This window comes from Streptomyces sp. NPDC015532 (assembly GCF_043078065.1).
In the GTDB taxonomy this organism is placed as follows: Bacteria; Actinomycetota; Actinomycetes; order Streptomycetales; family Streptomycetaceae; genus Streptomyces.
Genome location: NZ_JBIBSY010000010.1, coordinates 176,506 through 191,401, shown reverse-complemented (window position 1 = coordinate 191,401; position 14,896 = coordinate 176,506). Strand labels below are relative to the sequence as shown.

At 70.9% G+C, this 14,896-nt stretch carries 10 protein-coding genes; 7 read left to right on the top strand and 3 right to left on the bottom strand.

Annotation, left to right across the window (positions count from 1 at the left end; all coding sequences use genetic code 11):
• Positions 1-165 precede the first annotated feature (165 nt).
• Complete coding sequence (locus tag ACF07B_RS27565) at positions 166-1,998, bottom strand: AMP-dependent synthetase/ligase (RefSeq protein WP_392180894.1); 1,833 nt, start codon at positions 1,996-1,998, stop codon at positions 166-168.
• A 338-nt stretch (positions 1,999-2,336) separates the two neighbouring features.
• Here ACF07B_RS27565 and ACF07B_RS27560 point away from each other — a divergent pair, with 338 nt between their 5' ends.
• From ACF07B_RS27560 to ACF07B_RS27545, 4 genes are all read left to right on the top strand, one after another.
• Positions 2,337-3,059: a TetR/AcrR family transcriptional regulator gene (locus tag ACF07B_RS27560; protein WP_392180893.1), complete on the top strand. Its 723-nt coding sequence runs from the start codon at positions 2,337-2,339 to the stop codon at positions 3,057-3,059.
• 64 nt (positions 3,060-3,123) lie between these two features.
• Complete coding sequence (locus tag ACF07B_RS27555) at positions 3,124-3,645, top strand: DUF4334 domain-containing protein (RefSeq protein ID WP_392180892.1); 522 nt, start codon at positions 3,124-3,126, stop codon at positions 3,643-3,645.
• On the top strand, positions 3,642-4,733 hold the full coding sequence (locus ACF07B_RS27550) for an NAD(P)-dependent alcohol dehydrogenase (RefSeq protein ID WP_392180891.1): 1,092 nt from the start codon (positions 3,642-3,644) through the stop codon (positions 4,731-4,733). Before ACF07B_RS27555 ends, ACF07B_RS27550 begins: the two co-directional genes overlap by 4 nt.
• A gap of 119 nt (positions 4,734-4,852) precedes the next feature.
• Positions 4,853-6,049: a TetR/AcrR family transcriptional regulator gene (locus ACF07B_RS27545; protein WP_392180890.1), complete on the top strand. Its 1,197-nt coding sequence runs from the start codon at positions 4,853-4,855 to the stop codon at positions 6,047-6,049.
• Between the two features lie 64 nt (positions 6,050-6,113).
• On the opposite strand, the gene ACF07B_RS27540 is transcribed toward ACF07B_RS27545, so the two are convergent.
• Complete coding sequence (locus tag ACF07B_RS27540) at positions 6,114-7,313, bottom strand: oxygenase MpaB family protein (RefSeq protein ID WP_392180889.1); 1,200 nt, start codon at positions 7,311-7,313, stop codon at positions 6,114-6,116.
• A 259-nt stretch (positions 7,314-7,572) separates the two neighbouring features.
• Between ACF07B_RS27540 and ACF07B_RS27535 the strand changes: the two genes are divergently transcribed.
• Positions 7,573-9,552, top strand: coding sequence for an SMI1/KNR4 family protein (locus ACF07B_RS27535; protein WP_392180888.1), 1,980 nt, complete (start codon positions 7,573-7,575; stop codon positions 9,550-9,552).
• Positions 9,553-9,842: 290 nt separating this feature from the next.
• Here the strand turns inward: ACF07B_RS27535 and ACF07B_RS27530 are convergent, their stop codons facing one another.
• Entirely contained in the window at positions 9,843-11,549 is a 1,707-nt protein-coding gene (locus tag ACF07B_RS27530; protein ID WP_392180887.1) for a subtype B tannase, read from the bottom strand.
• A gap of 424 nt (positions 11,550-11,973) precedes the next feature.
• On the opposite strand from ACF07B_RS27530, the gene ACF07B_RS27525 reads away from it, so the two are divergent.
• Complete coding sequence (locus ACF07B_RS27525) at positions 11,974-13,056, top strand: hydrogenase expression protein HypE (protein ID WP_326789186.1); 1,083 nt, start codon at positions 11,974-11,976, stop codon at positions 13,054-13,056.
• 50 nt (positions 13,057-13,106) lie between these two features.
• On the top strand, positions 13,107-14,888 hold the full coding sequence (locus tag ACF07B_RS27520; RefSeq protein ID WP_369479806.1) for a nickel-dependent hydrogenase large subunit: 1,782 nt from the start codon (positions 13,107-13,109) through the stop codon (positions 14,886-14,888).
• Positions 14,889-14,896: the final 8 nt, after the last annotated feature.

Below are 14,896 nucleotides of genomic sequence, written 5' to 3'. Positions count from 1 at the left end.
TGTGTTTTTGTCTTCTTTTCGGTCATGTTTCAGCGCCTGTTTGATCGCGCTCCGGGGGCGCCGGCGGCCCGCCCCCCCCCCCGCCCCCCGGCCCCCCCCCCCCGACCGGGTGCGCGGGAAGCTGCGGGCCGTACGGGAGCGGGGTACGGGGGGACGCGGCCGGGGTCAGTCCTCGTAGAGCCCGGACAGCTCGTCGGCGTACTTGTCCCGGATGACCCGGCGCCGCATCTTCAGTGACGGCGTCAGCTCGCCGGTCGCCGGACCCCACTCCCGCGACAGCAGTTCGTAGCGCTTGACCTGCTCGGTGCGGTTGAGGCGGGTGTTGGCGGCGGCCACCGCGCGGTCCACCTCCGCCCGGACGGCGGGGTGTTCCGCCAGCCCGGCCGGTCCCCCGTCCGCCTCGACGCCGTTGGCCGCGGCCCAGGCGGGGGCGGCTTCCGCGTCGAGCACGAGCAGGGCCACCAGGTAGGAGCGACGGTCGCCGTGCACCATCGCCTGGCCGATCAGGGGGTGTTCCTTGAGCGCGTTCTCCACCAGGGCCGGTGAGACGTTCTTGCCGGTGGAGGTGATGATCATCTCCTTCTTCCGGTCGGTGAGCCAGAGGTAGCCGTCCTCGTCGATCCGGCCGATGTCGCCGGTGGCCAGCCAGCCGTCGGCGTCCACGGCGGACCGCACCGAGCCGTCCGGCCGGAGGTAGCCGGAGAAGACGGACGGGCCCCGCACCAGGATCTCGCCGTCCTCGGCGACGCGGATCTCCACGGACTCCACCGGACGTCCCACCGAGCCGAGCCGGAAGCCGGTCTTCGGGCTGTTGGCGGTGGCCACGCCCGCGGTCTCGGTCAGCCCCCAGGCGTCCATGATCACGATGCCGAAACCGGCCCAGAACCGCACCACGTCGATCGGCATCGGCGCCGAGGCGCTGGCCGACCAGGTCACCCGGTCCAGACCGCCCGCGGCCAGCATCGGCAGCAACACGTCCTCGCGGGCGCGGAGATACCGCTCCTCCAGCTCGGCGGGCGGCGTCTCGCCGCGCTCGCGGTACGCGACATGCTCGCGGGCGACCTCGAAGGCCCGGTCGATGACCGCCCGCTGCTCGGCGGGCATCAGCGAGAGGATGGCCCCTACGGCGGCGGACAGCTTCTCCCAGATTCTCGGCACGCCGAAGAACTGCGCGGGCCGTGCCTTGCGGACCACCTCGCCCACGCGCGTCGGGTCGGCGCAGAGCCGCACGTGCGAGGCGCGGTGGCAGGGCAGATAGATGCCCAGCATCCGCTCGGCGATGTGGGCGAAGGGCAGGTAGCAGATGTGGTCGACGTGCGGGGGCAGCTCCACCACGGCGTCCAGCGCCAGGGCGTTGGCCATCACCTGGCGGTGGGTCAGGACGACCCCCTTGGGCTCGCCGGTGGTGCCCGATGTGTAGACGACGGTCAGCGGGTCCTCGGGGCGGGCGGCGTCCAGTTCCTTGGCGAACTGCTCCGGCACCGGTTCGCGGAGCAGGGCCTCGTACGGGAAGTGGCCGTCCTGCGCGTCCGGCTCGACCACCACCAGACGCTCCAGCGGGGTACCGGCGTCGGCCAGCAACGGCTCCCACACCGCCACCTGGGCCGCCCCCTCCACCACGGCGAGGCGGGCCCGGCAGTTGCGGGCGATGTGGGTGATCTGTTCCGGGGCCGCGGTGCCGTAGACACTGACCGGGACCGCGCCGAGGCGGACCAACGCCAGGTCCGACAGCCAGTGTTCGGGCCGGTTCGCCATCATCATCAGCACGTGGTCGCCGCGGCCGACACCGAGCGCGCGATAGCCGGCGGCGAGACTCCTGGTGCGCTCGTGGATCTCCGCCCAGGTCAGCGTGGCCCATTCACCGTCCGGGGCCGCCGACTGCCAGGAGAGACCCGGGAGCCGGGGGTGGTCCGCCGCGTTTCGGACCAGGAGCTGCGGCAGGGTCCGGTCGGCCGGGTCGTCGGGCAGGTCGCCGGTGGTGCGGGGTGCCGATGTCATCGGGGCCTCCTTGCGGGCCGGAAGGGAGACGTCCGGAACTCTCGCGGCCCGGACGGCCGGTGGGGTGCCGGCTGATGGATTCCTTTCTCGGCGCAGGACGGACTCACTGCCATCGATCGATGGGCTACCGAGCGTTCGCTAAAGAACCTAGGAGTGCGGCATCGGTCGGTCAACTCCGCGTGCAACACTAGTTTTTGGGGATCGATACCAGGGAATGGACATCACGCCGGACGCCGGATGGCAGACTTTCCTGATCGATCGCTAAGCGTCCAGCACCACGCGTTCCGGACGCACGGCCGTACGATGTCGCCGATCGCCGCCTGTCCCGAGGAGAGTCGTTGAACACCGCGCCGAGCCAGGAGAGCACGCCGTCGGCGGAGCACTGGCGCTCGTACGGACCGCTCGGGCTGCACCCGATCCTGACGCATGCGATGGAAGCCTTCAACGAGCACGGCTACCACGGCACTTCGGTCCGGGACATCGCCGGCCGGGTCGGGGTCACCGTGCCCGCGCTGTACTACCACTACGAGAACAAGCAGGCCCTGCTGGCCACGCTGCTGGAGACGTCAATCAAGGACGTCCTGGACCGCTGCCGGGCCGCTGCCGGGGAGGCCGGGGACGATCCGCTGGAGCGGTTCTGCGGCATGGTCGAGTCGATCGTGCTCTCCATGGCCCACCGTCGGCAACTGGCTTTCCTGGACACGGAGATCCGCAGCCTGGAGCCCGCGAACCGGGCGCGCTACGTCGCCCTGCGCGACTATCTCGAACACATGCTGCTGGACACGGTCGAGGCGGGCCGCGCCCAGGGTGTGTTCACCACGCCGATCCCGGCGGACGCGGTCCGTTCGGTACTGGTCATGTGCCAGGGGGTCGCCAACTGGTTCCGTGACGACGGCCCGCTCACCGCGGAGGAGGTCGCCGAACGCCACGTGCTGCTGAGCCTCGGCACCGTGGGCCACCCCGGCGTGGTCACCGGTGATTCTCCGCTGCCGTTCCCCCGGCGCTCCTCCGCCGCCCGGACCTCCCGGTCCCGGGGTTCCGCACCGCGCACCCCGGGGTGACGCGGCGGGACACCCTCCCGACGTTCCGCTTCCCCGGTGCCCGCACCGATGAGAGGACACCCGCATGGACGTGATCGAGGCCCGCGCCCGGTTCCAGGGGCTCCGGAAGCGGGACGGCCTGGTCGCCCCCGCCGAACTCGACGATATCTGGGCGGCGTTGGCCACCGTCCGCCCCGAGGAGATACTCGGCGCGTGGAAGGGCGGCGAGTTCCGCACCGGCCATCCGCTCAACGGCGCCTTGGAGAAGGCCGGTTGGTACGGCAAGACGTTCACCTCCGTGCACGACGCCAAGCCGCTGATCTGCCGTGATGCCACGGGCGCCCTGTACTCGAACCGCGAGCTCGGCAAGGGAGAGGCCGGCCTGTGGACCGTCGAGTTCCGCGGCGAGTCGACAGCCACGATGATCTACGACGGCCAGCCGGTCCTCGACCACTTCAAGCGGGTGGACGACACCACGCTGATGGGGATCATGAACGTCAAGGGAGTCCCGGCCGAGGGCCCCTTCTTCTACTTCTTCCTCGAACGCGCCCCCGAGGCACCGCCCGAGGACCCGCGCCGGGGCCCGGAGGCCGGAGAGGGCTCGTGAGGCGGGTCCGCGCCGCGGTCGCCGAGGCACCGGGCGCCCCGTTCACCGTCCTGGACGCGGAGATCGAGGAACCGCGGCCGTACGAGGTACTGGTGAGGATGACCGCGGTCGGCGTCTGTCACACCGACCTGGCGATGCGGGACACCTGGCCCCGGCGGCTCACCCCGATGGTCTTCGGCCACGAAGGCGCCGGCCGGGTCGAGGCGGTGGGCGCGGAGGTGACCGGTCTCGCGCCCGGGGACCATGTCCTGCTCACCTTCGCCAGCTGCGGCACCTGTGAGCAGTGCGTGGGGAACCATCCCGCCTACTGCCGGGCGGCGCGGGACCGGAACTTCTCCGGTGGCCGCGCCGACGGCACCACTCCCCTCTCCCGCGACGGCACACCCCTCCACGCCGGCTTCTTCGGCCAGTCCAGCTTCGCCACGCATGCCGTCGTCCACGAACGCGGTGTGGTCAAGGTGCCCTCCGAGCCGCCGGCCACGGTCCTCGCGCCGCTGGGGTGCAGCGGACAGACGGGCGCGGGCACCGTGTTCAACCGGCTCCGGCCCGGGCCGGGTTCCTCTCTGGTCGTGTTCGGCGCGGGCGGGGTCGGCCTGAGCGCGCTGATGGCCGCGGTGGCCGTGGGCTGCGACCCGGTGGTGGCCGTCGACCCGGTCGCCTCCCGCCGTGCCCTGGCCACCGAACTCGGCGCGAAGGCCGCTCTGGCCCCCGGGGACGGTCTGGTGGCGGCGCTGCGTGACCTCACCGGCGGTGGCGCGCACCACGTCGTCGAGACGACCGGCCGTCCGGAGATGGCCCGCCGGGCCGTCGACGTCCTGCGCCCTCGCGGCGAACTCGCCCTCCTCGGCCTGGGCGGCGAGGTGACGTTCGACGTGATGGGCCTGCTCGCCAAGGGCGTCCGCGTGCACGGGGTGATCGAGGGGGACTCCGACCCCGGCCGCCTCATTCCCGAGCTGGTCGGCCTGCACGGACGGGGCCTGTTCCCGCTCGAACGGCTGATCACCACGTTCCCGTTCGAGGACATCGGCGCGGCCGTGGCCGCCCTGCGGGACGGCAGTGTCGTCAAACCGGTCCTCACCTTCACCTGACCGGCCGGTCCGGGCCGGGCCAGGGACGCGGTGCCGGACGAGGGGGCCGGGCCGCCCTTCGGGCGCCGACGCCCGTTGCCGGACAAGCCCCCGTGACGGCGTGTGATTGACTGCTCCGCATGGCTCCCGCCTCCCCGTCCGCCCGTTCGGCCGCGACCGCGAGACAGGCCGCGGCGACCCGGCCCCGCAACCGCAAACAGCTCATCATCGACGCGGCCGGGCGGGTCTTCAGCGAGCGTGGTTACCACCACGCGTCCATGGAGGAGGTCGCCGCCGGCGTGGGCATCACGGCGGCCGCCCTGTACCGGCACTTCCCGAACAAGTACGCGCTGTTCGCCGCGTGCGCCCACGTCATGGTGGACGGACTGGTCGCCGCGCTCGACGAGGTGCCGGCCGAGGCCTCCTTGACGGAGGTGCTCAGCGCCGTCACCCGGATCACCGTCGTACATCGCGCGTCGGGAGGCGTGTACCGATGGGAGGCCCGGTACCTCGACCGCGAGGACCGCAGGCGTCTCGCGGTGAAGTTCGGCCGCCTGGTCGAGCGGGTCGAGGAGGCCGTGCAGCGCGAGCACCCGCTGTCCGACCGTCGCCTGCGGGCCATGGCGGCCCTCGGCGCGATCGGGTCCATCACGATGCATCACACCTCCATCGCCGGGCGCCGCGCCGAGGACCTGCTGCTGACGTCCGCGCTGCGCGTGGCCGCGACGGATCCGGCGGCGGGAGCGCCCGGGGCACACCCCGTCGAACTGCCCGCCCGGCCGGTGCCGCGCACGCGGCGCGCGGAGATACTCGCGGCCTCCGTCCCGCTGTTCGCCCGGGACGGGTTCGCCAACGTCACGAACGGACAGATCGCCGAGGCGGTGGGACTGACCCCGTCGGCGCTCTACCGCCATTACCCCGGGAAGATCGACATTCTGGCGGCCGCGTGCCTCCAGGCGGCGGGACTGCTGGCCCAGGGGGTGGAGCGGAGTCTGCACGAGGTGACCGGCCCGCACGAGGCCCTCGTGGCGCTGGCCTCGACGTACGTGGCCTACAGCTTCGAGTGCACGGAGCTCAACAGTGTCGCCGAGGCCGAGCTCGCCGGCTTGCCGACGGACCTGCGGCGGCCCCTCGTTCTCGCACAGCGGGAGCACATCGCCGTCTGGGAGCAGCAGTTGCGGCTCGCCCGTCCGGAGCTTGATCCGCGCCAGGCCCGGGTGCTGGTCCACGCGGGGTTCGGCGTGGTGGTGGAGGCGGGACGCAGACTGCGGTGGCGGGACAGCCCCGCCCATCGCGAGGCCGTCACCGCTCTGGTCGTGGGGGCCCTGGGCCTGTGACACCCGCCCCTCCCCTCGGACCGTCCGCCGCGGGGCGGGTACCGGGCGGGACCCGATCGACGGCTCAGGCCGCCCTGTTCGCGGTGGGGATCGTGATCGGGGTGGTGGTCCCGGAGGCGCCCCTGTTGAGGAACAGCATCGCCAGGGCGCGTATGAACTGGTCGAACACGTAGAAGGTGCCGGGCATGATGGGCGACAGCCCCTCACGGAACAGGACGTACGCCGGCCACGCGGTGCGGATCAGGGCCGCGGACGCGTAGTCGCGGGCCAGGCCCAGCCAGTCGCCGACCTCGTCACTGAGGACGTACCGCACGAACTCGTTCAGGAACCCGCGCGTGACGCCGAGGTCGACCTGCGCGGTCAGGCCGAGGAGGTCCTCGGCCAGGGCGAGGCCCTCGGTCGTCGGGGTGAGGATCGGGGTGAGCACCTGCACCGACTGCTTCTCGGCGGCCGCCCAGGTCTGGGGGATGTGCTCGTCCGGCACACCGAGCAGGTGGACGGCGACCTGCCACGCGTGCAGGAACGCCTCCTGGTCCGCGGCGGGGAACGGGATCTTCCAGTCGAGCAGTTTCCGGTGCACGTAGGTGCCCAGGCTGTGGAAGGTGACCAGGATGTCGGCGGCGCTGATCGGCGTGGTCTCGTCGGTGACCGCCCTCCAGTGCGGCGACTGCGGCAGCAGGTGACGCACCGCCGCGTGCACCACGCGAGTCTTGTTGGCGGTGACGACGAACTGTCCCGTCGGCTCGAAGGCTCCCAGCTGGGACAGGTCGTAGCCGAACGTGAACGTCTTGGCCGCGCGGTCCTGCATGTTGGCGCCACCGGCGGACCAGTAGACACTCCGCGCCTCGCGCGGGATCACGGTGCTCATGATGCCGCTGCCGAGGCCGTACAGCATGAACAGGTACGTGTCCCTGCGCCGGTTGAAGTCGGCGGCACGGGCCAGCTTGGCGGGGTCGGCCCAGGAGGGCAGCACGTTGACCCGCTGAAGGTAGGCCGCGAATTCGGCCGGCACGCCACTGGGCAGCGCGTCGTTGTTGTTCACCCATGACGCCCATGCGGAGTTGATCGACGGCACGTGCCCGTTGTCGAGCATCGAGGCCATCAGAGGGTCCGCCGCGCTGTCCCAGATCCACTCGGGACCGGTCGCCGCGGCGGCTCCGGCCGCCGAGCCCGTCGACGCCCACGCCTGGGCCGGGCTGGCCACGCCCACGAGGCCGAGTGCGACACCGAGCGACAGAGCCTTTCGCCTGCTGAGGTTCTCCATTGACTTACCTGCTTCCCTGAAGGGTCAGACGGTTCCAAGTGCCTTGACGACCTTGCAAGTTGCACGACCGGTGCATGATGATCCTTGTCACACCCATGTGATTTTCGATTAACATAGCGAGGCGCGATGCTGTCGGCAATGGTGGTGACCGAAGGCTCGCCGCCAATGTCGGCCCAGGGCCCGCCGGTTCTCCGCGGCCGTTCCCCGCACAGCCCTGAGCGGCGAAGCGTTGTCAGTGGCGGGTGGCAGCATCGTGTCCATGAGCGAATCCACGGCGTTCGACTGGCGGCCCTTCCTGCTCAAGTTCAGTGGGGAGTGGGCGGACTCCCTGTCCGACGACGAGCCGCGGAGCGAGGACGAGGAGACCGCCCGGCAGGCGCGGTGGCTGGGATTCCCGCCCGCGTCCGAGGAGCGCATCGCCGCCATGGAGGCACGCCTGGGCCGGCGAATGCCCCCTTCGTACCGGGAGTTCCTCAAGGTCAGCGACGGGTGGCGGCACGCGGGCGGATTCGTGTGGCTGCTGGCGGGGACACAGGACGCGAGCTGGCACGACGACGCGTCGGGCCTCGGGGACTCGTTCGAGGAGTATCTGGACGAGGACGCCGGGCCCGAGGAGCGGCGAGAGGTGGACATCTGGCGGCGCGGGCTGCAGCTCGACGTCGAGTCCGACGCCACCTACGTCCTCATGGACCCCGAGGACGTGGACGGGAACGGCGAGTGGGCCGTGTACACATGGGCGGGCTGGCGGGCCGCGCCACCCGAGCGGCACGCCGACTTCCTGGCGTTCATGCGGGAGATGCACCGGGAGTTCCACAGCCTGCGGGCGCGACCGGACGACGGCGAGCCGGCGTTCGTCAACGACACGACGCGCGAGCAGGACTCCCTGGTGGAGGAGGCCCGCCAGGAGGCCCTGCTCGGCGGCTGGCAGCGCGCCGTGGAGATGCTGGACGAGGCCAGGGAGTACGGCAGGCCACGGGCTGCCGGGCTGGGTGACCAGATACGGCGTCTGCTCGGGCAGACCTCCCTGGTGTATTTCGAGGACCTGGTGACGGATCCTCTGTACGCGCCCGATCTGCTGCCGCCCCTGGTCGCCGAACACGCGCACGCGCACCACGACGACTCCACGCTGAAGTTCCACCTCCGGGGCGCCGACGACCACCTGGAGTCCCAGGCGTACGCGACGCTGGAGCAGGTGCGGAACGGTACGTACGGGTACGCGCCGGCCGGACCGTTCGGGGAGGCGGTCGAGCGGGCACGGGAGCTGGCGCGCTGGGGAGACGGCGACGAGGCGTGGCGGACGCTGATGAACGCCGTGCCGCTGTGGGAGCCGCTGGGACCTGACCACCTCGCGCCGCTGGGGTGGGTGGCCGACCCCGTGCTCGGGCCACTGCTGACCCCGGAGCGGGGCCGGGAACTGCTGTCCACGCCGAGGGGCGGGCGGACCGGTGAGGCACCGGGTCCGACACCCGGGCTCGACCCGGGCGGCCTCGCGTGGCTCGCGGAGCCGGACGGGGGCGGCAACCGCGGGTCGTACCGGTTCGTCCTGGTGGAAGGGGTGGAGCCACGGGAACTGCCCGGACGCCTGGCGGACGGGAACACCGACGGGGGCGGGGACGGCGCCGGGGACGGCACCGGGCTGAACGAACCCTTGACCCTCTGGGAGGCGCGCGGGAGATCACGGCGGGACAAGCTGGAGTTCTCCTCCTACGACGACAGAGCCCTGATGGCGGTCGGCCGGGCCGGCGGCGGCTGGAGCTTCGCCTTCGACGGCGATCCGGCCGCGTTCGGCCGGGAGCGCTTCGTCTCCCCCGCCGCGGGCGCCAGTGCGGGCACCCGCGCGGTGGTGGTCTGGAGCGGCCTGAGGGTGGGGCACCGCGAGCCGTTCTTCCATCTCTCGGTGGCGCGGGACGGTGCCGAGGAATACGCGTTCACGTACACGGACGGAGAGGTCCGACGCGGCGGGGAGATACCGGAGGCGCTCGACCCGGGCCGGTTCCTCGGGGCCGTGGAGGACTGCGCCGAGGCGGAACGGCCGCTGCTCGAAGCGGTGGCCGGGGAGTTCGGCGTCGGCCTGCCGCGTCACGCGATCCGGCGCGGGCGGCTGCACACGTTCACCTCCCGCTCCTGGACCCGGCCGCCGGGGAAGGGAGAGGCGTACATGGTGATCCGGATGGAGCCGATGCCCTCAGACCCGGCGGACCGCGAGCGGCGGGAAGCCGACGGCTCCAGGACCGAGTAGGGCAGGCGGGAGCGGCGGACCGGGAACCGACCGGCCAACACGCGGAAGCAACGGGCCGGGAACCGGCTGCCGAGCACGCGAGAACGCCGGACCCTGGACCGACCGGCGAGCGGCCGGGCCGACGGCTCCGGCCGGTGCGGTGGCCCGCCCGACCGGGGCTATGGCTCCGGCCGGTGCGGGGTCCCGTCCACCAGGACGGGACCCCGCGCCCGGCGACCGCTCACGCGGTGCGGCCGGTGCCGTGGCAGGTGATGCCCGGCGTGGCCGGGTGAACGTCACCTGCCACGCCGCTAGCGTCCGGCGGAGCCGTGGCGGGGAGTGGCGAGCGGGTCTCCGGCCTTCTTGACCACGGCGGCGATCCAGGCCATGGCCTCCGGCACGTCGTAGTTGCCGGCGTGCGGCTGATTCCAGGCGAGCCGGTAGTCGACGTTCTTGACCTGCTTGTCCGCCTCCAGCGCCCGGTCCAGGTTGACCGAGATGATGAACGAGGTGTCCCGGTCGCGCGTGCCGTTGCGGACGTACCAGTTGGGCGCTGTGTCCGCGCTCGTGCCGACGAAGTCCATCGGGTCGATCAGGTGGATCTGGTCGTCGAGGTCCGTGCCCTTCGCGCTGGCGTACTGGTCCCAGGTCAGCCCGGTGTCGTCGAGGCCGCTGCCGTCACCGGCGACGTCGTTGTGGTTCCAGCTCCACTCGGTGTAGTTCATGTACGTCTGGGTGTACGGGCCGAAGAGGTTGGTCTCCGTCCGGCTGGTGGTGTTCCCGTGCACGCCCACGGCGTCGAAGGCGGGCGTCGTCTTCAACGTGGCCTGGGTGGCCACGAACTTCAGGTACTTCGCCATGTCGACCGACAGCACCTTGTCCGCCGCGTTGTCGACGTCGATCCAGTCGTTCACGTACGACTTCGTGGTGGACCCGCCGGGCCCGCCGGACGTGATGTCGAAGGTGGCTCCGAGCGCGGGCACCGTGTTGGCCGGGTCCGCCTTCATGTACGACTCGGCGGAGCGGACGACCTCCTTCTTGATGGTGTCCAGCATGGCGTCGGCGGTGAGCTTGGATCCGTCCGGGTTGCGGAGCCTGAGGCTCTTCTCGTACGCCGGGAACTGTGCCGCGATCTCGGCGGCGTCCTCGGGCGTGGCGTTCGAGCCGGTCGCGTCGCGGGTGCCGAGGACGTTGTAAAGCCATTCGTAGGCCGTGTCGGCGTTGCCGAGGTCGGTGATCGGGCAGTACGCGTCGACCGCGAACACGTCGTCGCGCAGGGTGCTGCGGCCCTTGGAGTCGACGCCCGCCGCGCCGATCGCGGCGAGGTAGGAGTCGTACTCGGCGCTGTTGCCCGAGGCGCCCAGGATCGACGAGAGCGCGCCGCCGCCGCTGGTGCCGTTGACGACGATCCGCTCCGCGCTGCCCGGCATGGTGGCGTCGTTGAGGCGGAGGTAGCGGACCGCGGCCTTGGCGTCGACCACCGCGGCGGGGGCCTTGCCCGGCGAGGAGCCGTCGGCGCCGATCAGCCCGCGGCTGCGGTTGGCGACGTCCACGAAGACGAAGCCGGCCTTCAGGGCCGCGCCGACGTTGCTCGTCGCGCTGTTGTAGGCCGCGCCGTCGGAAACGCTCGCCCTGATGTAACTGGCCATCCAGCCCGCGTTGTTCACCGCGAAGTAGACCGGCGCACGCTGGTCGTCGAAGGCGCTCTCGGGCACAAAGACGTTCATGCTCTGGTAGCCGCAGCGGGTGTTGCCGATCGTGGTCGGACCGGACATGCCGGACTGCTGCGCGGCCGCGGCGACCGGGGCGGCGACGTAGCAGAGTTCCTTGTAGGAGCGGACCTTGACCGGTTGGCCGTCGACCGTGACGGTGAGCGTCGTGTAGGCGCCGGCGTCGAAGGCCAGGGCGGCGTCCTCCGGGTCCACGACCTGCGCGTGCGACGCGGCCCGCCCGTGGGCCGCGACCGCGGACGAGGGCACCGCGAGCGCCGTCAGGGCGAGGGAGCCCGCTATCGCCATGCCCCTCACCCGGCGCCCGCGGCCGGGGACGCGTCCTGCCCGTTCACCCGCCGGACGGGCGGAGGCTGCTCGATCGGAGGATTCCGAGAGCCACTGCATGGGGTCTCCTCTTGTTGTGTACCAAGTGATCCACTGACACCTCGGGCCCAAGGCGTCACGCACGCTACAAGATTGTTAACAAAATACCCAGCAATTTTGCGAACGTTTCACGCCATCCCGCCGACGACGACGCCCGCACCCGCACCCGCACCGACAGCCAGGCCCACGCCCACGCCGCGCCCAGGCCCAGGCCCAGGCCCACGGCGCGAGAGTGCGGGGCAGCGATAGGGCCCGTTCGCACTTACCGCCGACGTTCCCGGGCGGTAACCATGGGGAAGGCCGTTTGGCCAGCTATGACCTGAATGAGCTGACTCCAGGAGGGCTCATGGACGCCCCGACCGCGACGACGGCGGGCCCGGCCGCGCAGGACGACGCGCAGGAGGACCCGACCGTCCACATTCTCTGGATCAACGCGGGGCTGAGCTGCGACGGGGACTCGGTCTCGCTGACCGCCGCGACCCAGCCGAGCATCGAGGAACTGGCACTCGGTGCCCTGCCGGGACTGCCCAAGGTGGCGGTGCACTGGCCCCTGATCGACTTCGAGTGCGGGCCCGTGGAGGGCGCCGACAATTTCGTCGAATGGTTCTTCAAGGCCGACCGGGGCGAACTTGAGCCCTTCGTGCTGGTCGTCGAGGGGTCCATTCCGAACGAGCGGGTCAAGCCCGAGGGCTACTGGTGCGGATTCGGGGACGATCCGGAGACGGGTCAGCCGATCACCACCAGCGAGTGGCTGGACCGCCTCACCCCCAAGGCCCTCGCCGTCGTCGCCATCGGGACCTGTGCGACGTACGGCGGTATCCACGCGATGGCGGGCAACCCGACCGGTGCCATGGGAGTGCCGGACTATCTGGGCTGGGAGTGGAAGTCCAAGGCGGGCATTCCGATCGTCTGCATCCCGGGCTGCCCCGTGCACCCGGACAACGCCTCCGAGACCCTGCTCTACCTGCTGTACCAGGCGGCGGGCGCCGCGCCCATGATCCCGCTGGACGAGGAGCTGCGGCCGACCTGGCTGTTCGGCGCGACGGTGCACGAGGGCTGCGACCGGGCCGGCTACTACGAGCAGGGGCAGTTCGCGAGCGAGTACGGATCACCGGAGTGCCTGGTCAAACTCGGCTGCTGGGGCCCGGTGGTCAAGTGCAACGTGCCCAAGCGCGGCTGGATCAACGGCGTGGGCGGCTGCCCGAACGTCGGCGGGATCTGCATCGCCTGCACGATGCCGGGCTTCCCCGACAAGTTCATGCCGTTCATGGACGAGCCGCCGGGCGGCCATGTGTCCGCGACGGCGAGCGGGATCTACGGATCCGTCATCCGACGACTGCGGAACATCACCGCGAAGACCGTCGACAAGGAACCGAAGTGGCGCGGGAGGAGCGAGGAGCTCACGACCGGCTACAAGGCCCCGTGGTGACCACGGTCAGCCGCTGAGCAGGACACTCGACAGGAAGGTGGCGCGGCACCATGGCGACGGCGACGAACAAGCCGGCCGGTGACGGCCTCACGGAGATGTCGTGGGACCCGATCACCCGCATCGTGGGCAGTCTCGGCATCCACACCAAGATCGACTTCAAGGCGAAGCGGGTCGCGGAGTGCTACAGCACCTCGTCCGTCTTCCGCGGGTACAGCGTGTTCATGCGCGGCAAGGACCCGCGCGACGCGCACTTCATCACCAGCCGGATCTGCGGCATCTGCGGCGACAACCACGCGACGTGCTCGGTCTACGCCCAGAACATGGCGTACGGCGTGGCGCCCCCGCACCTCGGCGAGTGGATCATCAACCTCGGCGAGGCCGCGGAGTACATGTTCGACCACAACATCTTCCAGGAGAACCTGGTGGGTGTGGACTACTGCGAGCGGATGGTCCGCGAGACCAACCCCGGCGTGCTCGAACTGGCCGAGCGGACCGAGGCCCCGCACGCGGCCGACCACGGCTATCGCACCATCGCCGACATCATGCGCTCGCTCAACCCGCTGGAGGGCGAGTTCTACCGTGAGGCGCTCCAGGTGAGCCGCTACACACGGGAGATGTTCTGCCTGATGGAGGGCCGCCATGTGCACCCCTCCACGCTCTACCCCGGCGGGGTCGGCACGGTCGCAACCATCCAGCTCTTCACGGACTACCTGACCCGGCTCACCCGCTACGTGGAGTTCATGAAGCGGGTCGTCCCGCTCCACGACGACCTCTTCGACTTCTTCTACGAGGCGCTGCCCGGGTACGAGGAAGTGGGCAGACGCCGGGTGCTGCTGGGCTGCTGGGGGGCGCTGAACGACCCGGAGTACTGCGACTTCCAGTACGCCAACATGGAGAACTGGGGCCGGCGGATGTTCGTCACCCCCGGTGTCATCGTGGACGGCAAGCTGATCACCAACAGCCTCGTCGACATCAACCTCGGCATCCGCATCCTGCTCGGCAGTTCGTACTACGAGGACTGGTCGGGCATGGAGAAGTTCGTCGAGCAGGACCCGCTCGGGAACACCGTCGACGAACGGCACCCGTGGAACCAGCACACCATCCCGGCCCCGCAGAAGCGGGACTTCGACGACAAGTACAGCTGGGTCATGTCGCCGCGCTGGTTCGACGGCACCGACCACCTGGCGCTGGACACCGGCGGCGGCCCGATCGCGAGGCTGTGGTCCACGGCGCTGTCCGGGCTCGTCGACATCGGCTACATCAAGGCCACCGGGCACAGCGTGCAGATCAACCTGCCGCGCACGATGACCAAGCCGGAGATGGCGCTGGAGTGGAAGATCCCGCAGTGGAGCAACGCCCTCGAACGCAACCGGGCCCGCACCTACTTCCAGGCGTACGCCGCCGCGGCCGCCCTCCACTTCGCCGAGCAGGCGATGGAGGAGGTGCGCGCCGGACGCACCCAGACCTGGGAGAAGTTCGACGTGCCGGACGAGTCGATCGGCTGCGGCTTCACCGAGGCGGTCCGGGGTGTGCTCTCCCACCACATGGTGATCAGGGACGGCAAGATCGCCAACTACCACCCGTACCCGCCGACCCCGTGGAACGGCAGCGTGCGCGACTCCTACGGCACACCGGGCCCGTACGAGGACGCGGTGCAGAACACCCCCATCTTCGAGGAGAACCCGCCCGAGAACTTCAAGGGCATCGACATCATGCGGGCCGTCCGCAGCTTCGACCCGTGTCTGCCGTGCGGCGTGCACATGTACGTCGGCGGCGGGAAGACCGTCGAGCAGACACACCTGCCGACGGGGCTGAGCGGACTGGCCGGCTGACCTTCCCG